Genomic DNA, 21,809 nt, shown 5'->3' with positions numbered 1-21,809 from the left:
CGAGGATTATTCACGTATCCGCGGGTCTAGCGCATCCTGCAGCCCATCCCCGAATACGTTAAAAGCGAACATCGTAAGCGAGATCATCAAGGCCGGGAAGAATAATCTCCACCAATCCCCTGTTAAAATGACCCCTAACGCATCGTTCGTCATCGTACCCCAGCTAGCGATTGGAGCTTGTACACCCAAGCCTAGGAAACTGAGAAAGGATTCTGCGAAGATCGCCGACGGAATCGTAAAGGTCAGGTTCACGATGATAACTCCAATCGTGTTTGGTATTAAATGACGGAGTAAAATCCGCGGAAACTTTGCTCCAAGTACTTGTGCAGCAAGAATAAATTCTTGGTTTTTCAATTGCAGGATTTGGCCCCGAACCAAGCGAGCCATTCCCGTCCATCCTGTTGCGGACAGAGCGATAATAATCGTGAGAATACCGGGTTCCATCACGACCATCAGCATGATCACCACGAGCAAATACGGCAAACCGTACAAGATTTCAATGATCCGCATGATAATCGTGTCGATTCGATCTCCCTTTTTTCCACGTCCCGCCATATATCCGGCGATTCCACCAACGGTCACTCCGATCACCAAGTCGATCAATGCTGCCGTAATTCCAATGAGAAGAGAGATACGTGCCCCAAACCAAGTGCGTGAAAACATATCGCGCCCCAGCTCATCTGTCCCAAACCAATGCTCGCCGGAGATTTCCTGATTGGCATTTAACAGACTCTGATCCGAGTAGCTGTATGGCACCAGATACGGACCTACAAGCGCCATCGCCACCAGCGTAATGATGAGGATAAAGCCTAGCATGGCAAGCTTGTTTCTGATCAATTTGCGAGTAACCTGTTGAAAATGAGTGAGGCTAGGCCGCATCTTGACGACCTGTCCATCTGTTTTTTGAACTTTTGGTCGAAATAGCTCATTCACCGATTGATCCATCGCCATAGATTACCTCCCCCTACTCGACAATTTGATTCGCGGATCAATAAACAGATAGGCGATATCAATCAAGAAAATAATAAGCACCAGGATGGCGCTGTAAAAAACAGTCGTTCCCAAAATAACGGGATAATCTCGATTGAAAATGCCATCTACGAAGTATTTACCGATGCCGGGAACCGCGAAGATTTTTTCGACGACAAACGTTCCGGTTAACAAGCCTGCCACAAGCGGTCCTAAAAAGGTGACAACCGGTAAAATGGCGTTGCGGATACCGTGCTTGATCACGATTAAAAAGGTTGGAATTCCTTTTGCTTCCGCTGTTTTTATGTAGTTCTGATTCATTACATCAATCATGCTTGTCCGCATATAACGAGTAATAATTGCTAAAGGCCCAAAGGCAAGTGCTAGCGATGGCAGAACCGAGTGCTTCCAGCTAGCAAGTGTGGCGACGGGAAACAAGGGCAACTTGATCGCCAAATAGTTGATCAAGAGCGGTGCCATAATAAAGCTCGGGACTGCAATACCCAGGACAGCCATTACCATTGCTGCATAGTCAATCCATGTATTGCGGTTTAGTGCGGCAATTGTCCCAAAAAGGAGTCCGAAAAACAATGCGACAACAATCGCCTGCAATCCGATCAGTGCTGAAGCTCCAAAGCCGTCTTGGATCATATCGTTAACACCACGTGTCTCTGATTTGATCGAAGGTCCCAAATCAAGCATTGCCAAACTTTTCAGATAAGAGAGATACTGCATCGGAAGCGGCTCGTCCAGATGATACTTGGCACGAAGGTTCAGTAATATCTGCTCGGGCAACTGATCTGATTCAGATGCAAAAGGATCACCCGGAATCAAGTGCATCAGTGTAAACGTCAACGTCACAATAATCCACAAGGTGAGCACCATCATTAGAATTCTCTTTAGCAAATAACGCGACATCTACAAGCCCCCTATCCAAACATGCAAAACAGTAACGACCATTTTGCTGACCGCCTAACGGTCACATCCACCTTTTAGGAAAAAGGAATTAACGACTTTACCCACACCCCCTTAACGGAAATACACCTAAAACACTCCTTAATTCAACAATATACGTGGTGTCCGTATTTCGTGTCAATTCTGAATTTCATTTTTTCTTGAAATTTTATAGAATTTCGGAAATAATGACTACATAAGCAAGGTAAATAAACGATTTTTTCTCTATTCAAGCCTTTATTCTCTAAAAATTTTTGCACTCTTCTATCCACCATGCCCTTTAAACTGAATGGAGGTATACTGCATTTGCATATGAACACAAAACGTACTATGATGCCGAAAAGAGGATCAATACACGGTGTGACGAATAGAGTAATCGGTAGTTTATCGTTTGTTTGGAGGAAATGATGATCATTAGAGTCGGCTTAATAGGTCCTAAAGATTCAGTCGAAATGATGGTAAGTGTCGGTCAAGAGTTTTCTGATCAGCTCGTACTCGTTCCATACACTTATCACCGCGCTGAAGAAGCGGAAGCCATCGTTTCGGAGAATAACCAGGAGGTAGACGTCTGGTTTTTCTCTGGAATTGGCCCCTACTCAATGGCACGGGAGCATCTCCAGAAACAAAAAGCTTTTTATCCACAAATAAATGCAAGTGTTCTGACAAAAGTTCTTTTGGAATTGGTTTACCGTGACGGATTGTCGCTTGACCGAGTCAGTTTTGATACCGTTTCCGAAGCGCATTTTCGCGAAACGCTTGAAGAATTGGGACTCTTCTGTGAAAAGCCCTATTTAAATCCGTATGTCGAATTTAAACTTACCAATCATTGGGTCAACTATCATTCATCCCTGTTCAGTGAGGGTAAAGTCGATGCTTGCGTGACTGGGATGCTCTCTGCTGCGGAAGAATTAAAGCGCAAAGGCATCAAAGTGTACCGGATGGGATTTACGCGACTGACTTTTCGTGAAATTTATAAACAAATCGTGCAAGAAGGAGAAACCTTGCACTTTAAACGTTCGCAAATCGCTGTCCAATTAATCGAAGTTTCAGATCTGGAAAGGCTCGCAAATGAGCCAACAAATGCATACGATCTGCGGCGCCTCGATCTCAAGCTTCAGGAAATCATTCTCGATTACACCGAGGCGATTTCGGGCAGCTTCGTGGCATTAGGGAACTATAAGTTCATTATTTTCTCCACTCGCGGTTCCTTAGACGATCATCCTGCGTTTCATCCGACAATTATTCTAGAAAAAATCATGCTTCTGACGAATTCAACGGCCAACATGGGAATCGGCTTTGGAGTGACAGCTCTATCGGCTGAGCGAAATGCCCAACTGGCGCTAGTTCACGCCAAAAAACATACGAAAGCCGCCATTTTGGTTGATTCAGACGGCTCGATCGAAGGTCCACTTCAACAAACGAAGAGCATCAGCTATGGCTATTGGACCGAAGATAAAGAAATTAGCGAGAGCCTAAAAAAAGCAGGTGTGAGCATTACCACTTTAAACAAGATCATCTCTGTGCAAAAAGCTTTGGGCCAAAATTATATCAGCTCTACCGATATGGCTGAGTGGATGGGTATGACGCAGCGAAATGCACGAAGGATATTAAGTGACTTGGCTGAACACAACATTATCGAACAAATCGGTGAAGAAACCCCTACCAATCGGGGCAGACCTCGCAAAATCTATCGTGTACTCCCCTCGCCTGTTGAAAATGGCACTCTGTAGTTTGTTCGCTGATAAAGAAAAAAGCGTAAACAAAGAAAAAAGAGGGAATTTGCTCCCTCTTTTTCTTGTTTACGCTTTATTTTGCTCTTTTTTGTAAATCCAAAAGATTAGACCGATTTTGCCCGTTTTGGCAATACTGGTGTTTTTGTCGGATGAGACGCTTTCTTAGAGCGAACAGATGCTACGATCACCCCGGCAACAATCAAAAGAGAACCACCGACTTGAACAGAGGTAACCTCGGACCCTAAAAGCAAAAACCCAACGAGCATGGCGACAAATGGCTGCAAATTGAGGAAAATGGCTGCTTTTCCCGTACCTACAATTTGCAATTGTTGGTTCCATACAATCCCGCATACTCCTTGCATCAGGATAGCTGTTAAAATCAGCAGCAGCCATGCCCACCCCTCATGACTGATCTTGGCAGTCGGATCGAGTGTCAGCAATGCGGCAGGCGTCAAAAAAAGTGTACCCATTGTCGTCGAATACACGGTGGAAATAAACGGGTGCATCGTCTGCGTCAGCTTGCGGATAATGATCATCGAGGATGAGAAGGTAATCATCGCGATCACGATGAGCAGAACCCCTTTGGAGATGGATAATCCGGCACCAATCCCCACGACAAAAAAGGTTCCTACGAGCGCCAGTCCAGAACCGATCTTCATACGCAAAGTAAATTGTTCCTTCAAAAACAACGAAGCGAGTACTGCCGTCACGATGGGAGCCATGGATAAAATCAGAGAAGCCGTAGTGGCATCAGTCGTAAGCAAACCGTTGAAATAGGCGGTTTGATTCGCCAATGTCCCAACCAGCCCAAGCAAAATCAAAAGTCCCAGCTCTCGAGGCCTGATTTTCACGAACTTTTTGGTCAACCAGGCGTAGCCAAGCAAAAACATGGAGGTGAATAACAACCTGACATCTGCCAGAAAAAGCGGAGGAAACTCTTTCACGAGAATGCTCCCAAACACAAAATTACTGCCCCACAGCGTTACGCAAAACAGCAACAGCAAGTACGACCGAATCATGGTTTAAGCCTTCTTTCAACCGTCTCATTATTCTTATCGTAGCAATCGTACATGAGAAGCAAAGAAAAGTCCATGAGTTTAACTGCTATACTTTATTACAAATTATGTTCTTTTAGACACAATTGCACCGGGGCAAACATGGAATCGGCTAATAGCTATTCCGTAAAATGGTAGATCGCTTCATACCGATCCATTCAATAAGCTGCGAAACCGCACCGTGTTTTTGGATCAAGCGATATTACAGCTTCAGACTTTTATTTTTTTGTGATTGAATTGGAGAAAAATGGTTTTGCTCATAACAATCCACTCCTCAGGCAAAATAACAAGGGAAAAAAGACACCTTCAACTGATGGTGTCTTTTGCAGCTCCAGAAAAAACAGTTCACCGATTTTTCAAATCTTCTAGGCTTGGCGGATCAAGCAATTTATGTAATGCTTTTCCATAGAGGTGAGAGGGGACATTGTCTTCGTCCATATAATAAAAGATTGCCATGCCATTTTCTAATGAAAGGATAGTCCAAGCGAGCTCTACCGTGGAAAGTCGCGCTCCTTGCGTTTGCTTTGCCTTCAATTTCTCGATCGCTTTGGAGATTTGTTCGATTGATTCCGCTATCATGGCAGACCATTTATGGCGTACCGATTCTTCACGCATCGCGTAGAGCAGAAATTCCATATGGAGCATGCTCCATGTTCGATTTTTTTGCCTCACGGAATCAAAGTATTCATCCATCGATTCAATAAAATGCGATAATGAATGATGCTGGTCTATTGCTTGCTGAATGTTGTGGACATGAAGGTGCATTTGCTGTTCCATGATTGCCAGAAAGAGCACTTCTTTGGAACTAAAATGAGCATACACCGCCCCTTTACTGAATCCAGCGCACTCTGCAATTTTATCAACCGAAGCCCCATGAAAGCCTAAATGAGCAAAGGTCCGAGCGGCCGATTCTAAAAGCAATTGCCTTGTCGCCTTTTTTCTCTCCTCCTGGGTTACTCTTCGTCTGACCATTCTTCCTTCTCCCTCTCTTGACAACCATTCCAGACAGCATTAATATACCACATAGTATATAAATTTGTATTAGTATGTAAATAGCAGGACGAAATTTCTATATAGGTACAATAAATGGAGGTGGGTAATAATGCGAGAGGAAGCTAGCTTAACAACGTCAAAACAATCCATACTATCCATTTTGGCGCAAACCGTTAAGACCGGAATTATTAAATCAAACCTGATTCCAATGTTTGCTGGATTGACATTGGCATTATATACATATCACATCAGCCTGATTGAGAAGCTTCCAGAAATACTCTTTGCTCTGATCGGTTCGAGCTTGGTAATGGGTGCCGCTGGAGCTTTTAACAATTTGTATGATCGAGATATTGATTCAATCATGGAGAGAACCAAAAAGAGACCAACTGTAACTGGTGAAATAAAGCCAAAAACAGTACTGTGGCTTGCAATATGCATGACCATCGTGGGATTGGCAACTCTTGCTTTCACAACTACTCTAGCAGCTTTCCTAGGGTTTCTAGGATTGTTTTTTTATGTTGTCCCCTACACGATGTGGAGTAAAAGAAGGACCATTTATAACACGGAGATTGGAAGCATTTCCGGAGCTATGCCGCCTCTTATCGGGTGGGCTTCGATCTATCCAGACATTACACATCCCGCCATTCTCGGACTCTTTGTGATTACCGTCATTTGGCAGATGCCTCATTTCTATGCGATTGCTATTCGTAAGCACGACGAGTATAAAGCTGCAAAAGTCCCGATGCTTCCAGTAGTCAAGGGCGTAAAGAGAACATATGTCCAGACGAATGTTTATTTGGTGGTCCTGATTGCTGTCAGTTTTCTTTTCGGTACTTTAAGTACGGGTTTGATGTTAGTAGCCCTGCTCCTGAGCATTTCCTGGCTCATTTTAAGCATGTTTGGTTATAAAAAAATGGATTCAGAGAAATGGGCAAAATCCATGTTTATCTTTTCCCTTCTTCATATGACGATTCTTTTTTCGACAGTCATCATCTACTCCCTGATGGGAATTATTTTTGAATTGTAAAGTGCTAGGGTAAATAGATGATAGCAAAATGAAAAGCCAAATTTCCCGTGGATTCGCCGGAGAAATTTGGCTTTTCTTGTGTTGGGCGGTAGAGTTAGGTGCCGTATTAACGATTGGAAGGATCCTGGGTCAGTAGAGCCGGAGGTTTTTTACCCTGTAAACCAAGAACCAGATTTTCTGCTGCGAACTGAGCCATCCCTATCCTCGTCTCTGACGTAGCAGAACCAATGTGTGGCAGGGTCACTACATTCGGCATAGAAAGGAGTGGATGATCGTGACGTACGGGTTCTTCTACAAACACATCCAAGCCCGCTGCCAAAATCTGTCCATTTTGCAACGCCCCGACTAATGCCTCCTCATCAACAGTAGCACCCCGTGAGCCATTTACGAATATAGCCGTATTCTTCATGAGAGCGAACTCTGTTTCTCCAATGAGGTTCTTCGTCTCTGGAGTCAAGGGTACCATAAGGCAGATGAAATCTGCTTCCTGACACAATTCTTCCAGCGTACGGTGGGTCGCCATGTATGTCCGTTCTACTTCTTCGTTGCGTGTCCGGTTGTGGTACAAAATATTCATACCAAAGCCGAAATGAGCTCTCTTGGCAATGGCTGCACCTATGCGCCCCATTCCAATAATCCCTAATGTCTTGTGGTGCATATCCACCCCAAAATGCGTAGGCGTAAGGTGAGAAGTCCACTTTCCTGACTTCACATAATGGTCGAGTTCAGGTATTCTTCTCGCTGCTGCGAGCAAAAGTCCGATCATCGTATCCGCCACTGTTTCATTCAAGACATTTGGCGTATTTGTCGCCATGATCCCTCTGCGATTCAGCTCGGAAATATCGAGATTGTCGTAGCCCACTGAAATATTGCTAACGATCTTTAAATGCGGTGCCTTTTCCAGCAGTTCATGATCTACTTTTAATCCTGAGCCCAAGAGTCCCTCGGCATTCTTCAGCTCTTCATAAAATGCAGCCGCTGTATTTTCATCTATTTTTTCAAAATATACAACTTCGCAAGCCTCCTGCACATATTCCAGCACGACAGGCTCTAGTTTTTTATAAACGATCACTTTTGGCTTCATATCAAGCTCATCCCCTTTTCGCAAAAATGAAAAGACCTGTGGTAGAAGGAAAGTGGTTACTTGCCCACTGATCCTTCATCATTTGCTTCCTGTACTGTCGGATTGTCACCTTCGGCAGCAGGTTGTTTCTCCATGTGCGGGGAGTGGGCTGCTTTGGCTAACAGTGCCGCATACACTTTGGAGCCCTCTGGATTGAGGTGTACGCCGTCCTTATAGAAGTATGAGCTTTTGCCACTACTTGCCGCGTACCAGTCGATCAGGCTTGTGTGCGGATACGAGGCAGCTACTTCTGCCAAGGTTGTGTTCACTACATTCTCCCATGGCTTCGGAACCCTGGTGTTCACTAAAATGATATGCTCGACCCCGTCCAAAGAGTGAAGCAGCTTCTCTAGCTGAGTCTTGCTAAAAGACCCATTCGTCCCTAACTCAATAATCACTCGATTTCCAATCAATCCCTTTTCCTTGAGCTTTGCCACGAGATCAGGTGCTTGTGACATCTGTCTGCCAATTTTGGCATCAATGACAATTCCAGGCAAGAGCTTTTCCAGATGAGGAGCAACATCGAGCATGACCGAGTCACCCAAAGCTGTGATGCCATTCCCCGAACCAACTACCAGTTCTTCGGGTACAGTCGCTTGATCCTGCTCGCCCGAAGCCGGCGTTTCATCTGGCTTCTCGGCTGCATCGGTATCATCAGGCTTCGCGGCTTTTGATGTGTCATTTTGTTTTTCGGGCCCTACATTCTCTTTATTTGGCGGATTCGTTACTTTCGGTGGTTTAGATGTATCATTAGTCTTCGCAGCAGCATTCGGCCTGGCCTCTGTGGAGGGCTTGCTGGAACTACTCGGAGCAGTCAAAGTGACAGGATCGGTGTTCGAATGAAGCTGGCTATCGCCCATCCCTTGCTCTTCCGGCAATTGTGCCGATCCAGTGGATTGTGACGAGTCTGCCATTTCTGTATCCGAACTCGGTTTACTTGCTGTTGCATCAGATGTAAGGGAAGCAACTCCGAAATAGGTCACGCACAATACGATAGCGCATGTCGATGCGATCCAGCGCGTGTACCTTTTTGACGGCTGCCCTGGTTGCCCGGTACGCAGCCTAGACCAAATTCTGCCCAACGCTCCGCGGCGAATCGGTTCTTCGATGAATTTCCAGGACAAGGCTGCCAGGACAATGGTTGCTGTCACTTGCAGGATCGCGCGGGGAATTACGCTCCAATCGTTCTGTTCTACGGTCGGACTGGTCAAAACGATGATCGGATAATGCCACAAATAAATCGCGTACGACCTTACGCCTAACCAGCGCAAAGGCTTGCAGCCCATCCATTTGCCTAAACGACTCGCCGGATGTGCCAGGACTGCAACTACGACAGCACTGACCACAGACAACAAGACAAGTCCGCCACGATACAAAAAGTCGTCATACTGATTGGTATTCCAAATGCTATAAAGCAGGATGGCAAGACCTAGCCCTCCGCTTACATCGAGTGCAGCGCGGGCCTTGCGGGATATATGGAGAGAAAGCTTCCGACTCGGCCAGGCCATCGCGAGTACAGCCCCAATCAAGAGGGCAAATACCCGTGTATCCGTCCCGTAATACACCCGGCTGGGATCAAGACCTGGTTCATATAAAAGGGCCATGGCCAGTGCAGAAACAGTGGCAGCTGCCAAGGTGAGGAAAATGAGCCGACCTCGACGTCTGACAATCTTCAATCCAAAAGCAAGCAGGAGTGGCCAGATTAAATAAAATTGCTCCTCCACCGCAAGCGACCACAAATGCCCCAATGGAGATGGAGGACCAAACTTTTCAAAATAAGAGACCTGTTGAAATATCAGCCACCAGTTACTTACATACAAAATAGCAGCTGGTACGTCCCCGCGCACAGTGGACATCTGCGACGGCGAAAAAAAAGCTACCCAAGCGACCACCACGATGAGTAGCAGTAATAAAGCAGGGAGTAATCGTCTTGCCCTGCGTATCCAGAAATCCTTCATATCGAGTCGACCATGACGAGTCCACTGGGCAATGAGCAAATCGGTAATCAGGTAACCGGAGAGGACGAAAAAGATGCCGACTCCTAACAGTCCTCCTGGCGCCCAATTGTAATTCAGGTGATACACAATCACTGCAAGTACAGCCAGAGCTCTCAGTCCGTCTATGCCGGCCATGTATCGGCTGGTGCCTTTGATCGGTTCAGGCATCGTGACGGCCTCCTCTGCTCATTTGCCTACGAGTCTGCATTACGTCGTTTTGTTTGCTTCCTCCATGATGTACATGTTCCCATGTGTTCATGATTTGTTTGATTACCGTTCTCGCCATGCAGCTCATCTGCATACTCCCCTTTTAATCTGTTCTGTTTTCCTTACGCAAGTGGACGGGGGCAGCCAATACACATCGGGAAATGCGTGCCAAATGAATGCAAAAACCCCAGATTTCTAATAAGAGGAAGAAAACGGGGTTGGTCTCGTTCATAATCTTTATGGATGATGAATTATTCCAATCATCGTTGCCCGTATTCAGGATGTGAAAAACTACACACTGTCAATTGACTTTCTTTCTCCTTCTTACTTATGTATGCTGCATCGCCTCGATCCTTCCCGGCAATTCAATGAAATTACCCGGACGTCCACAAGGTTCTCTCTTGCAAGAGGGAATCTTGCGTATCCTGATTATAAGACGGCACTCAGGCAAAACGCGTTACAAATTGTTAACAATGTAAAGCGGATTTTTCCCGGTAAATCGCACTAAAAAAAAGAAGGAGCTGCCGGCCATAATTTCTGCCAGCAGCTCACTCGAAAATCAGCTACAAATGGATTATTGCAAACAAAAAAATCAGTACAACAGAATCATTAAATGTGATGGGTAAACAAATAATTCAAGAAAAATGCACCACTGATTACGGCTATGAGCATGCATACGACGCCACTCTTCACACGTTGAGATACTAATCGCATGAAGCCTAGACAAAAGAAAACACCCGTTACCAAAAAATAGGTGATCCCTACCCAGAACAAACTCCATGGCAAGCTGGCAAAATCGACGTTACCCAATCATGAACACCTTCCCCGTAACATTCTACTTTTCATTCTTTCTCGTATGAATCTCTATTATAACATTCGTACGCCCTTTAGATTCCAGATTGGGTCGAACGTAACAGAAGTGTCATACCTATCCATCTCGCCTGTTCTTACGGCCGTAAATTCGGATGTAACTCATTCCACTCCACGCCTTGCGGGAAAATGTTCTTCACGTGCTGCCGCAGTTTTTCATTATGGTGTAATTCTTCACTACAGATCGTTACGATCCCGCGATCCTCACTCGAACGAATCAATCTGCCGATACCCTGGCGAAGACGGAGCAGCATGTAAGGCAAGTCCACTTCATCAAAGGCAGATTCCGCGCCTTTTCTCTTCGCTGTAAATACGGGATCATTGGGTGGGAAAGGGAGAGACCAGATCAGCACGTTCGACAGCGATGGCCCTGGTATATCAAGTCCTTCCCACAAAGAGACCGCACAGAGGCTGCTATGCTCGTCATTTTGAAAACTGGAGATCAGATGACTAATTTCTTGATCGCCTTCATAGAAGAACTGCAGATGAGCACACTCAGGGTAGGACACAATCGCCTGTTTAAACTGTTTCATTTCTTCCATCGACGTAAACAAAAGCAATGCCCGGCCTTCTGTCTTGCTTATTTGCTGAATCGCCGCACTCATCTTCTCAGCGAAGATATCACCACCAGTCAATGTTGGCACAAACACCTGCATCTGCTCCTCGTAATGATACGGGGAAGGAACAGAAAAAGAGAGATATTTTTCAATTCCTAAACTGTCTGCTACAAATTGAAAAGACCCATCTACTGAGAGCGTAGCCGACGAGAAGATAATCGGCATATTTTGAGAGAAGACACGCTCGCGAAGCACTTCCTGTACCATTTTTGGCATCACGATCAATGTCGGACCTGTTACTTCTTCGGTCATCCATGAAATGACATGGTCTGGGTCTTGAAACAATTGAAGTGCCAACTGCATCATTTCCAAATGCTCCCCCACGATCCGAAGCTGAAACTCATCCAATGTGTAGAGACCGCTTTCCAGTGCCAGTTCTTCTTCGATCCAATCCACTAAACCGGTGAACCGGTGGATCGCTTGAAGCACCTCGGGGTGAAAGTGAATTTCCTTCCGATTCGACCCAACGACTGCCTTGCTCTCTTCATCCAATCGCGTAAACAATTCCTCACTTTGGGCAATGGCCTCTTCGACGGCTACCGCCAGCGATTCCCTGATTTCTCCCTTGAGTAGACGCGTGATGATATCTTCAAAAACAGTATGGTTCAGCTTGTAGGTCAGTGCCTTTTGTGCTGCAGGCTCCAGCAGATGACCTTCATCAAAAATGACGGAGCTGTGATTGGGAAGCAGAGGGAGCTGACCGCCCCGTTTTCTGGCTTCATACGTCCACACGTGCTCCATATAAAAGTCATGGGAACAAATGATTAATTCCGCTGACTGGCGGTAGTGGTTTCTGGATAACGTTTGTCCACACCGATGCTGTTTTTCACAGGCAAAACAATCTTGAAAGGTATCCCAATTTATCTTTGCCCATTGTTCATCGTCCAGGTCTGGATAGGTACTTCGATCTCCATATGGATAAAAGGATTGCAGGGCTTCGTGTGTGTGCACAAAAGAGGGCAATTCCACGTAAATCTGCGCAAAGGCCTCTCCCTCTTCCGGCTGGTATCTGGCCTCATCTAGCTTGCGTAGGCAAACATACTGATCAGGGGATTTTCCCAGGCGGGCATCAATCGACAGGTTCAAATGCTGTGCCAGTTTGGCAATGTCCCCTTCGGGTTTGACCAGTTGCTCGATCAATGACTCATTTGCACAGGCGATGATCGCAGGTTTTCTCGTATAGCGAGCATAGCAGATCGCGTATAGCAAATAAGCGAGTGTCTTTCCTGTACCTACCCCTGCTTCGGCAAAAATGGTTTGTTTTTCGGCAAAGGCACGTTCCAGCTGAAACGCCATGTAAATTTGCTCGTCTCGCACTTCAAATCCTGCTTCTGGCAAAATGTCATAAAATACGTCCGCTACCCACTCGCTCACCTGCGAGATAAATGGTTGTGACGGATCGTACGTAAAAGGATACCGTTCCACTTCTGTCCTGCCTCCAATAATGAAAAGAATCGTCAACTGCGTTGTTACCAACAAGTAATGATGACATGTCCAGGCAATAAATACAATACGGTGTGTCTAAAAAACAGTTTTCTCAAGTGTTTATGGAAGGGGAAGCTTTCCCTATCAAACATGGTAAGATAAAGAGGAACAAAACAAATAATAGAAGACTCTGATGAGGAGTGATTGCAGCAATGGATAAAGTCATGTTTATTGAAATCGGGATGGGTATTGATCTGCATGGACAAAACATTACCAAAGCAGCTATTCGTGCTGTTCAAAATGCCATTCACCATAATTCGATGCCTGGTCTTCGCTCTGTCCTTCCTGACAACGACATCCATAACATGAAAGTAAACGTTCGATTGGCCGTTCCAGCAGACAAAGACAAGCTGGATCTAGAGACGGTGAGGGCAGAATTGCCGTATGGGACCGTTTCTTTTGAAGTCATCGACGGTGGGATGCTGACTAGCAGCGGGGTCGTCATCGCTGAAAAAGAAGATAAGAATGATCTCGCTTACGTGGTGATCGCCTCGGTTGAAGTTGGCTATTAATATTTGATGAGCAAAAGAAAAAGGCGTGCATTAGCATGCCTTTTCGTTATTCTTCCCCAATGGGATGATGTTGATAGAGAGAAAGCTCTATTTCCCCCGCCTCTGACACAACTACCCCTTCACTTTGTAGGTACATCTTTTGCAAGGTGAATGATTCCTCCTCTTGAAGTCCGATTTTACCTTTTACATTGATCACTCGATGCCATGGAAGCTTGTACTTTTTGCTCATGGAATGGAGAATGCGCACAATCTGCCTGGCTCCCCTAGGGCTCCCCGCCAAGGCTGCGATTTGTCCGTAGGTCATGACTCGCCCCTCGGGAATATTCGTAATAATGGTTATAGCTCTTTCCGTAAAGGCTCTCATCTGTCGTTCTCCTGCCCACCCTTCAAAAATTCGTTTCGGATGCTGCGTTCGCAGTAAAAAAAGCTTGTGACGCTTTCGCAATCACAAGCCCCGCATTTTTTTCTTCCTTATTTTAAAACAGTTTTTCCAACTCGTCTACGAGACTGCCTACATAGGCTACAGCATTACGAATCGGCTTGGGATCAGACATGTCGACGCCCGCAAGCTTCATCAGTTCCAGCGGTCTCTTCGTTCCGCCTGCTTTCAGCACCTCCAGCCAGCGATCAACGGCAGGCTGTCCTTCATCCTTGATGCTTGCTGCCATCGCTGTAGATGCTGTCAAACCGGCTGCATACGTGTACGGGTACAAGCCCATGTAGTAATGGGGCTGGCGCATCCAGGTAAGGCTCGCCGCTTCGTCCAGATCAACGGCATCACCCCAGAAATCGGAAAGCACTTGACCCTTCCATTCTGACAGCTTTTTCGCGGTCAACGGTACGTCCTGCCCCGCTGCTTCGTACACTTTCCGTTGCATCTGACCTTCCAGCAAGTGGGTCACAAAATTGTGGTAGTACGTATTCATCAACTGCAAAATGACCCAGCGCTTCAGACGCTGATCATCCGATTGCTCCATGATGTGTTGCGCCAACAAAAGCTCGTTGATCGTCGATGGTGCTTCAATAAAATACATTGAAGGACGGGCATTGGTATAGCTCTGATTCTCATTTGCTAAAACAAAGTGACCGCAGTGTCCCAGCTCATGGGCAAGTGTGAACGCACTGCGCATATTTCCCGACCACGTAATTAAGATGTAGGAATGGTTGCTGTATGGCGTTGAACAGAATGCGCCTGTTGATTTCCCTACGTTGTCCACGTAGTCGATCCATCTTTCGTTCAGCGCTTTTTCCATGATAGCGGCATATTCAGGTCCCATTACTTGCAGCGCTGCCTTGATGGTCCGTCCTGCCTCTTCAACCGTAATTGGCGGGCTGAACTCTGGATCAAGCGGCGCTTTCAAATCGCAGAACGAGAGCTTTTCCAATCCCAGTTCTTTGGCTTTCAGCTTTGCAAACCGGCGCATATGTGGCGCTAGCTCTGTACCGATGATATCGAGAATGTTGTGGTACATTGAAAGTGATACCTGCTGTGGATGCAAAAGCATCTCCGTGACGGACTCATATCCGCGCAAACGGGACATAACGGTTTGTTTTTTGACTTCGGTGGCATACACAGCCGCAAAGGAATTTTGATACGATGCCAGCGTATGCGAGAAGGACTCGTAAGCGGCTCTGCGCAGTGTGGTATCGGAAGACATCTCATAATCCGATTCAAATAGCGCAAATGATACCGGGTGCTCTACTCCCTCAGCATCTGTAACGGAATCAAATGACATGTCGGATAATTTTCCGCGCTGATAAATCGTATACGGTGCAGCAAATACTTCGCCCAGTGCAGCTAATGTTGCTTCCGTTTCTGCCGATAGACGATGCGGCTTTGTTTCCAGTAAATCAGAAAGATGCTTACTGAATGGCTCCAAACCAGGCTCTTCCTGCAGGAATCGTTCGATTTCTCCATCCGGCAAAGCCAAGATCTCAGACGGAATAAAGGAAAGGGCTGCGTTTAGCTTCGACACCACATCTCCTACGCGCGCGGAATTTGCCTGATTTTGCGGATTCGTCCCGTCCTCGGAGCTCCGCAGGCTTGCATAGCTTGCCAGGAGCTGAGCCCGCACCGTAATCGCTTCTCTTGCTTCGAGGCAAGCCAGCAAATTTTTAGCACTTGTATGTAACTGACCTTGAAACACAGTAACGTCGGGCAGGTGATTCAAAATATCTGCCAGTTCCTTTTCCCACGTTTCCTGACTCTCAAACAAATCGTTCAGGTTCCAAGTAAGTGATGCATCTACCTGTTCACGCGTCTGTCTTATTTTCACTGTTTTTGCCTCCCTCGGTAGTTCAATAAAATGTTTTCTATTATTAAAGTTTGATTCTCTTTCGAATTTTCCTCTAATTCTCAAAAATAAACAAGATCGAAATGTTACACAATATGTCTGTTTCTGCGCTTTCCTAGGAAATCGAAAAATAAATAGCAGGTATTTCCAGTTTGGAAGGTATAATAGAAAGGAAGCAGCTTTTTGGAATGGTAAAGGAGGTATACTTTCATGACATTTGATCTTTTGTTTAATCGCTATGCGGAATTGGCTGTAAAAGTGGGAGTGAATGTACAGCCCATGCAAACTCTAGTCGTAAACGCCCCAATTTCTTCTGCTCCGTTTGTGCGAGCCGTAGCCAGGAAAGCATATGAAGCAGGAGCAAAACACGTACATATTGACTGGACAGACGATGAGCTGACCAGGATGAAATTCGATCTGGCACCAGATGAAGCGTTTCATGAATATCCCCAGTGGAAAGCGAAAGGCCTGGAAGAAATGGCTGAGAATGGCGCCGCATTCTTGTACATAACTGCTTCCAATCCCGATCTGTTAAAAGGGGTGAGCCTGGATAGAATCTCTGCTGCGAATAAAACGGCAGGTCATGCCTTGTCTACATTCCGGAACTACTCCATGTCGGACAAAGTAAGCTGGTGTGTCCTCGCTGTACCTTCCCCGGAGTGGGCCGCGATGGTGTTTCCAGATCTCCCGACCGAAGAACAGGAAGGTGCATTGTGGGATGCCATCTTCCGGGCAACCCGTGCTGATACGAACGACCCTGTGCATGCATGGCATGATCATCACACTGCTCTCAATAGCAAGGTGGACTATTTAAACGCAAAACAGTATCGCCTCTTGCATTATGAAGCTCCCGGGACATCGTTATCCATCGAACTGCCCCCTAACCATATCTGGATCGGGGGAGGAAGCATGAATGAGAAAGGCGTTTCTTTTATGGCCAATATGCCGACAGAAGAAGTATTCACCGCCCCACTCAGAGAAGGTGTAAACGGAACCGTTACCAGCACGAAACCATTAAGCTATCACGGCAACTTGATTGAAAACTTTACACTGACATTTAAAAACGGGAGAATCGTCGAAGCGTCTGCAGCGAAGGGTGAAGAGTCTCTCAAACAGCTAATTGAAACCGACGAAGGCTCTCATTATCTCGGTGAAGTAGCTTTGGTGCCGCATCTCTCCCCCATCTCTCAATCGAACATCATCTTTTACAATACGTTATTTGATGAGAATGCATCCAACCATTTGGCGATTGGCAATGCTTACTCGGTCAATATCCAAAATGGAGCGAGCATGACTAAGGAAGAGCTGGAACAGTACGGCATCAATACGAGTATCACACATGTAGACTTTATGATTGGTTCGTCTGAGATGAACATCGACGGGGAAACTATGGAAGGCAAGCGAGAACCGATCTTCCGAAATGGGAATTGGGCCTAGACGAGTGCAAAATGAAAAGGAGAGGCAGACACCTTATCCATGCTTTAATCAGAAGAGGATACTATGTCCATGATAAGGGCATATATCCTCTTTTTTCGCCCGTTCGTACTACTGAACGCGTCGAGAAATGGTTTATGCGTTCCGATTGATTGAGTGGATGATTCAGCATGTCCGAGGGAGATTGATAAATATAAAAGCCAGATTACTCTTGGTGGCAGAAAAATAAATTTATTTGCTATGATGAATGATATCGTTGGCCAGATGGATATCATCTGCACGAACTAAGATATGATAGGTTGTTGCAAAACCATAACCCCCCCCTTGCCCACCACCACCGCTGAAAGTTTCTGTTTTTGTCCTAATACTTTTTGCCTGAAGCTTGGCTATTACTTCTGAGTATTTTTGAACATCTTGTGTTGAATAAACAATTTCCCACTTCTCTGGTCGAAAAAGTTTTTGAAAGAAGTTGTTTGGCATGCACTCACCTCTTTAAACAAGGCGACAGGTTAATAAGCACCTATCGCCTTAAGATATTATTGGTAACCCGGTACCTCGGTCAACGAACAATAACCTGACCAAGTTTCAGTGCCTCTTTTAATATCGGAACTTACTTTTGAAGAAATTTGGCCTACACTTGTTGCTCTTGCAACGGCTTCCCAAGTACTAGGGGCGTAAGCTGTTGTATAAGAAGAGGAAACATCGTTGGCAATTATCTGGTTATAATATACATGTTTACCAGAAGTATATCCTTGGCCTTCCTGTACTGCAAGAATATCTTTGTTGGTTATTTGTACTGTGCTATCAAGGAACTCCCATTTACCATAAACCTTTGTTATTTTTAAGAAATACTGTGTCGTACCTGATTTAGTATAAGAATCCCAATACATTGTGTTATAATACTTCACACTTATTGAACTATCCGTTTTACTAGACGACTTATTGTAGGATTGTACTGCAGCGATACCAGTAGTTGCATATGAGGTTATAGTTAGGTCTCCTTTTTTTACTTGTTTGATTTTTTGTGTTGTAACATGCTTTTCCTTAACCTTAAAATCATTATCTGAATTTCCTGAATTTTTTAGAACGTTTTAGGGACGTATCCCTTATGTGGACAAATATAAGTTTTGCCAAAAAATAATTAAAAATTTGTGATGCTGAACGCTCTCTTCCATTCTCATGGGCATAAAAAAGCTGCGAATATGTTTTTTCCCCAGTTCTCAGTGCATCTTCTGTTTTTGGCAAATATTTTTATTAAAGCTACTTCGTAAGTAAAAGAGAAAGCCGGTATTCCTTAGCGCAGGAAAAACCGGCTTTTAGCGATCCTCAGTGAGTAATAATTGGATACAGATTTCCCTGTAAGGCAAACGAAGCTTTTCCTGTTTCCTCCGATACTACAATGATTAGTGCATCACTGACTTCACTGAGGCCGATCGCAGCACGATGCCGAGTCCCCAGCTTCTTCTCTCCTACCGCTACATGTGACAAAGGAAGCACGTTGGCGGCAGAAACAATTTGATTCTCCCGAACGAGGACAGCTCCATCGTGCAGTGGACTACCGGGAAAAAAAATCGACTCCAACAACGAATGACTCAGCCAGGCACCAATCGGGATACCTGCCTGTAATAGCGCACCGAGTGAATCATTACGCTCCACTACAATGAGTGCCCCCTGTCTTCTCTCGGCCAGATGTTGAACAGCAAGGGATACATCCGCGTATTTTTCCGTGTAGGGAGCTAAATAACATTGTAAGTAAAAGGATGCAGCAACTGTCTCCAGGGTGTTGAATCTGCTTCTGATTTGTTCGAAGGTTCCCAGAAGACAACCATTTTCGTTTTCTAGAACGTCGATGCTCTTTTGCATCGCAGTTGAAATTGCCAGTAGCTCTGCTCGTAATTCCTGTTTCAATAAGGAAGTATCACAGTTTACATGCTCCATGGAAACCCCTCAATCACCAAGTTCTCTTGATGATTGTTCCCATCTATTTGTAAAAGCATGCTAACCGTTTGATCTTTGCAAGGCTTTGCTCGTGATCAAGCATGAAAAGCGGTAACGGATATGTTAGCCGTCATCAAAGCTTGATGAATGAGTCGAGCGAAATTCAGAGCGTTGGCCCCATCCCCATGGATACAAATCGTATGTGCGGAAATAGGGACATCTATTCCTTGTTGGGAAAGAACGCGCCCCTCCGCTACCATTCGGACGACCTGTGACACTGCTTGCTCCTGATCAGTTACCATCGCATTCGGTTGGTTCCGCAAAGTGAGTGTCCCATCCTGTTGGTAGGTTCGATCGGCAAATACTTCATGAGCAGTACGCAAACCGATTTTTTCCCCCGCCAATGTGAGCTGACTGCCTGCTAGTCCATACAGGATCAGATTCGGATTTACCCGATAAACAGCTTTTGCAATGGCTTCTGCCAAAGGCGCTCGTGTCGCCGCCATATTATATAACGCCCCGTGCGGCTTGACGTGCTGCATGGCGCCGCCTTCTGAGCGGACAAAAGCTTGTAGAGCCCCTATTTGGTATACGACGATATCGTACGCTTCTTCTGCGGAAATCTCCATGTTGCGGCGACCGAATCCGACCAGGTCAGGAAAACCAGGATGAGCCCCGATAGCCACTTTGGATTCCAAAGCCATCCGAACAGTCTTTTTCATCGTCGCCGGGTCTCCAGCGTGAAATCCACAAGCGATATTCGCCGAGCTGACATAGGAAAGAATCTCCTGGTCATTTCCCAACTGGTAGGCACCAAAGCTTTCGCCCATGTCGCAATTGACGTCCACGGACTTCATCATGTTACCTCCATCCTGCGTATAGTTCTATCCCCAGCTTGATTTTCTTCAGCATTTCATCCCGTTCGAATATGGCCTGTTGGGCATCACGAAGCGAGATCTCTACAAAGCGAACCGTTTCACCAGGCCTTAATTGAGCGACTATTCCCAAGTCCACTGTAGCCACATAGCCAATTTTGGGATAACCGCCAATCGTTTGCCTGTCTGCCATCAGAATGATCGGCTGACCGTTTGGTGGTACCTGTATCGTTCCGGCAGTGACGGCAGCCGAGATCATTTCAGTCGGAGTCGAAAGCGCAAGCGTCGGTCCTGTTAAGCGATATCCCATCCTGTCTGATCGCGGAGAGACTTGAAAGCTCTCCTCGAAAAAGCTTCTCCGACTCTCTGCCGAGAACTCTTCGAATTGACCTCCCCGTATCACCCGTATAACTGCTTCTGAATGGGCCGTACATCGACCACCAGAAATAAACCAATTCGCCTCTGAAAAAAGAGCTGTCCCCGCCTTTTTTTCCAATTGTTGTTCGAGAAACGAACTGAATGGGCACTTAGGGTTTTGTCCAAGCAGGTCGCCGGTTTGCAGCATTCTTCCCTCCACGCCGCCAAAGCCTGCACGTACGTTGGTGCTTCGGCTTCCCATGACTACAGGGACATCCCACCCGCCTGCTACAGCAAGATAGGCACGACAACCTTTTTGGGCATGTCCAAAATGCAACACGCTGCCGCTTCTAATCCATACAGGACGGTTGGACAATACCGGCTTTGTATCAATCGTCGGAGAAAAATCACCGCCACAGATCGCAATCAGCATATCTTTGTGAAACAGCAAAGTCGGCCCTTTTAACGTTATTTCAAGAACAGCATCATGATACGGATTCCCGACCAACAGATTGGCCATTTGTAGAGCCAATTCGTCCATCGCCCCACCTACGTTGACGCCATGCTGCTGATAACCGTATCTGCCAAGGTCTTGCACAGTTGTACTAAGTCCGGGAGAAATGACCTCTATACTCAAAGGGACACCTTCTTCCTGTCATCGTATTCCCTTTCGGAAATGGGACGAAAGCGTACTTTGTCACCTGAGCGCAAGAGACTGGGAGATTTGTCATCTGGCTGAAACAAGCTCTGCGGGGTCCTCCCGATAATTTGCCATCCACCTGGACTCTCGACCGAATAAATACCGGTTTGCGAACCCCCGATCCCGACACTCCCCATCGGAATCGCGAGACGAGGTGATGAGCGGCGCGGGGTCGCGAGTCGTTCATCCATTCCACCGAGATACGGAAAGCCTGGAGCGAATCCGATCATATAAACGAGGTATTCGGTAGACGAATGGATCGCGATCACCTCTTCTGAACTAAGACCGTTATGAGTGGCCACAGCCTCCAGATCTGGTCCAAAGCTCCCGCCATAGCAAACAGGAATTTCCACTAGCCGATCCTCTCCCATTTGCCTTTTCTGGAGCTCCCCTACCATTTGTCCTAGAATCGCAAGGACACGCTCGTAAGGAATCACATTACTTTTCGGATCAAAGAGAAGGACGGGATCATAATAGACCGTCATCGTTGTAAAGCTGGGTACGAATTCTATCATTCCCGGAAAAGGATGCTTCTGGAGGTATTCAGAAAACGTTACTACCTTTTCATGAGTCTTTTGATCAATGACGTCCCCTAGTTTGACAATGACACCCGAATCCCCAAGAGGAGAGAATTCATGGTTAGGCAACATTTCCCCCTCCATTTCGATA

Annotated in this window: 19 protein-coding genes; 4 read left to right on the top strand and 15 right to left on the bottom strand. The window is 46.0% G+C overall.

Translation table 11 applies throughout. The features are described 5' to 3' along the window. Positions 1 to 6 precede the first annotated feature (6 nt). Positions 7 to 951 carry an ABC transporter permease gene (locus ACIFQN_RS10820; RefSeq protein WP_429833027.1) on the bottom strand — a complete coding sequence of 315 codons (945 nt, stop codon included), beginning with the start codon at positions 949 to 951 and terminating at the stop codon, positions 7 to 9. Positions 952 to 954: 3 nt separating this feature from the next. Then, positions 955 to 1,887, bottom strand: a complete 933-nt coding sequence (locus ACIFQN_RS10815; RefSeq protein WP_429833026.1) for an ABC transporter permease — start codon at positions 1,885 to 1,887, stop codon at positions 955 to 957. Positions 1,888 to 2,333: 446 nt separating this feature from the next. On the opposite strand from ACIFQN_RS10815, the gene ACIFQN_RS10810 reads away from it, so the two are divergent. Continuing rightward, positions 2,334 to 3,653, top strand: a complete 1,320-nt coding sequence (locus ACIFQN_RS10810; RefSeq protein ID WP_429833213.1) for a hypothetical protein — start codon at positions 2,334 to 2,336, stop codon at positions 3,651 to 3,653. Between the two features lie 107 nt (positions 3,654 to 3,760). Here the strand turns inward: ACIFQN_RS10810 and ACIFQN_RS10805 are convergent, their stop codons facing one another. Next, positions 3,761 to 4,675, bottom strand: a complete 915-nt coding sequence (locus ACIFQN_RS10805; RefSeq protein ID WP_429833025.1) for a DMT family transporter — start codon at positions 4,673 to 4,675, stop codon at positions 3,761 to 3,763. Between the two features lie 381 nt (positions 4,676 to 5,056). Beyond that, the gene (locus tag ACIFQN_RS10800) at positions 5,057 to 5,683 is read right to left on the bottom strand and encodes a TetR/AcrR family transcriptional regulator (RefSeq protein ID WP_429833024.1); all 627 of its coding nucleotides are present in this window, start codon (positions 5,681 to 5,683) and stop codon (positions 5,057 to 5,059) included. Between the two features lie 130 nt (positions 5,684 to 5,813). On the opposite strand from ACIFQN_RS10800, the gene cyoE reads away from it, so the two are divergent. Further along, complete coding sequence (cyoE, locus tag ACIFQN_RS10795) at positions 5,814 to 6,731, top strand: heme o synthase (RefSeq protein ID WP_429833023.1); 918 nt, start codon at positions 5,814 to 5,816, stop codon at positions 6,729 to 6,731. 106 nt (positions 6,732 to 6,837) lie between these two features. Here the strand turns inward: cyoE and ACIFQN_RS10790 are convergent, their stop codons facing one another. The 3 genes from ACIFQN_RS10790 to ACIFQN_RS10780 all read right to left on the bottom strand — a co-directional run bounded on the left by ACIFQN_RS10790 (position 6,838) and on the right by ACIFQN_RS10780 (position 12,970). After that, a complete protein-coding gene (locus ACIFQN_RS10790) occupies positions 6,838 to 7,815 on the bottom strand; it encodes a 2-hydroxyacid dehydrogenase (RefSeq protein WP_429833022.1) in 978 nt (325 codons plus the stop codon). 56 nt (positions 7,816 to 7,871) lie between these two features. Next, the gene (locus ACIFQN_RS10785; protein ID WP_429833021.1) at positions 7,872 to 10,019 is read right to left on the bottom strand and encodes an acyltransferase family protein; all 2,148 of its coding nucleotides are present in this window, start codon (positions 10,017 to 10,019) and stop codon (positions 7,872 to 7,874) included. A gap of 986 nt (positions 10,020 to 11,005) precedes the next feature. Continuing rightward, positions 11,006 to 12,970, bottom strand: coding sequence for an ATP-dependent DNA helicase (locus ACIFQN_RS10780; protein WP_429833020.1), 1,965 nt, complete (start codon positions 12,968 to 12,970; stop codon positions 11,006 to 11,008). A gap of 212 nt (positions 12,971 to 13,182) precedes the next feature. Here ACIFQN_RS10780 and ACIFQN_RS10775 point away from each other — a divergent pair, with 212 nt between their 5' ends. After that, positions 13,183 to 13,542: a Lin0512 family protein gene (locus tag ACIFQN_RS10775; RefSeq protein WP_429833019.1), complete on the top strand. Its 360-nt coding sequence runs from the start codon at positions 13,183 to 13,185 to the stop codon at positions 13,540 to 13,542. Between the two features lie 46 nt (positions 13,543 to 13,588). Here ACIFQN_RS10775 and ACIFQN_RS10770 read toward each other — a convergent pair whose 3' ends face one another. Continuing rightward, on the bottom strand, positions 13,589 to 13,906 hold the full coding sequence (locus ACIFQN_RS10770; RefSeq protein WP_429833018.1) for an MGMT family protein: 318 nt from the start codon (positions 13,904 to 13,906) through the stop codon (positions 13,589 to 13,591). A gap of 112 nt (positions 13,907 to 14,018) precedes the next feature. Then, positions 14,019 to 15,818, bottom strand: a complete 1,800-nt coding sequence (gene pepF / locus ACIFQN_RS10765) for an oligoendopeptidase F (protein WP_429833017.1) — start codon at positions 15,816 to 15,818, stop codon at positions 14,019 to 14,021. Between the two features lie 228 nt (positions 15,819 to 16,046). Between pepF and ACIFQN_RS10760 the strand changes: the two genes are divergently transcribed. Next, complete coding sequence (locus ACIFQN_RS10760; RefSeq protein ID WP_429833016.1) at positions 16,047 to 17,273, top strand: aminopeptidase; 1,227 nt, start codon at positions 16,047 to 16,049, stop codon at positions 17,271 to 17,273. A gap of 228 nt (positions 17,274 to 17,501) precedes the next feature. On the opposite strand, the gene ACIFQN_RS10755 is transcribed toward ACIFQN_RS10760, so the two are convergent. From ACIFQN_RS10755 to pxpB, 6 genes are all read right to left on the bottom strand, one after another. Then, positions 17,502 to 17,750, bottom strand: a complete 249-nt coding sequence (locus ACIFQN_RS10755) for a hypothetical protein (RefSeq protein WP_429833015.1) — start codon at positions 17,748 to 17,750, stop codon at positions 17,502 to 17,504. A gap of 56 nt (positions 17,751 to 17,806) precedes the next feature. Further along, positions 17,807 to 18,178, bottom strand: coding sequence for a hypothetical protein (locus tag ACIFQN_RS10750; RefSeq protein WP_429833014.1), 372 nt, complete (start codon positions 18,176 to 18,178; stop codon positions 17,807 to 17,809). A gap of 418 nt (positions 18,179 to 18,596) precedes the next feature. Continuing rightward, a complete protein-coding gene (gene cdaS / locus ACIFQN_RS10745) occupies positions 18,597 to 19,208 on the bottom strand; it encodes a sporulation-specific diadenylate cyclase CdaS (protein WP_429833013.1) in 612 nt (203 codons plus the stop codon). A gap of 95 nt (positions 19,209 to 19,303) precedes the next feature. Beyond that, the gene (locus tag ACIFQN_RS10740) at positions 19,304 to 20,065 is read right to left on the bottom strand and encodes a LamB/YcsF family protein (protein ID WP_429833212.1); all 762 of its coding nucleotides are present in this window, start codon (positions 20,063 to 20,065) and stop codon (positions 19,304 to 19,306) included. 4 nt (positions 20,066 to 20,069) lie between these two features. Continuing rightward, a complete protein-coding gene (locus ACIFQN_RS10735; RefSeq protein ID WP_429833012.1) occupies positions 20,070 to 21,077 on the bottom strand; it encodes a biotin-dependent carboxyltransferase family protein in 1,008 nt (335 codons plus the stop codon). After that, complete coding sequence (gene pxpB / locus ACIFQN_RS10730) at positions 21,074 to 21,790, bottom strand: 5-oxoprolinase subunit PxpB (protein WP_429833011.1); 717 nt, start codon at positions 21,788 to 21,790, stop codon at positions 21,074 to 21,076. Before pxpB ends, ACIFQN_RS10735 begins: the two co-directional genes overlap by 4 nt. Positions 21,791 to 21,809: the final 19 nt, after the last annotated feature.

Source organism: Brevibacillus sp. NRS-1366, assembly GCF_050467985.1.
This window is presented reverse-complemented; position numbering and strand designations above follow the sequence as displayed.

Coding starts and splice junctions, on each gene's coding strand:
- ACIFQN_RS10800 (WP_429833024.1), bottom strand. CDS start 5,683: ATGGTCAGACGAAGAGTAACCCAGGAGGAGAGAAAAAAGGCGACAAGG.
- ACIFQN_RS10785 (WP_429833021.1), bottom strand. CDS start 10,019: ATGCCTGAACCGATCAAAGGCACCAGCCGATACATGGCCGGCATAGAC.
- cdaS (WP_429833013.1), bottom strand. CDS start 19,208: ATGGAGCATGTAAACTGTGATACTTCCTTATTGAAACAGGAATTACGA.
- ACIFQN_RS10760 (WP_429833016.1), top strand. CDS start 16,047: ATGACATTTGATCTTTTGTTTAATCGCTATGCGGAATTGGCTGTAAAA.
- pxpB (WP_429833011.1), bottom strand. CDS start 21,790: ATGTTGCCTAACCATGAATTCTCTCCTCTTGGGGATTCGGGTGTCATT.
- ACIFQN_RS10805 (WP_429833025.1), bottom strand. CDS start 4,675: ATGATTCGGTCGTACTTGCTGTTGCTGTTTTGCGTAACGCTGTGGGGC.
- ACIFQN_RS10770 (WP_429833018.1), bottom strand. CDS start 13,906: ATGAGAGCCTTTACGGAAAGAGCTATAACCATTATTACGAATATTCCC.
- ACIFQN_RS10815 (WP_429833026.1), bottom strand. CDS start 1,887: ATGTCGCGTTATTTGCTAAAGAGAATTCTAATGATGGTGCTCACCTTG.
- ACIFQN_RS10740 (WP_429833212.1), bottom strand. CDS start 20,065: ATGAAGTCCGTGGACGTCAATTGCGACATGGGCGAAAGCTTTGGTGCC.
- ACIFQN_RS10775 (WP_429833019.1), top strand. CDS start 13,183: ATGGATAAAGTCATGTTTATTGAAATCGGGATGGGTATTGATCTGCAT.
- ACIFQN_RS10755 (WP_429833015.1), bottom strand. CDS start 17,750: ATGCCAAACAACTTCTTTCAAAAACTTTTTCGACCAGAGAAGTGGGAA.
- ACIFQN_RS10790 (WP_429833022.1), bottom strand. CDS start 7,815: ATGAAGCCAAAAGTGATCGTTTATAAAAAACTAGAGCCTGTCGTGCTG.
- ACIFQN_RS10820 (WP_429833027.1), bottom strand. CDS start 951: ATGGCGATGGATCAATCGGTGAATGAGCTATTTCGACCAAAAGTTCAA.
- cyoE (WP_429833023.1), top strand. CDS start 5,814: ATGCGAGAGGAAGCTAGCTTAACAACGTCAAAACAATCCATACTATCC.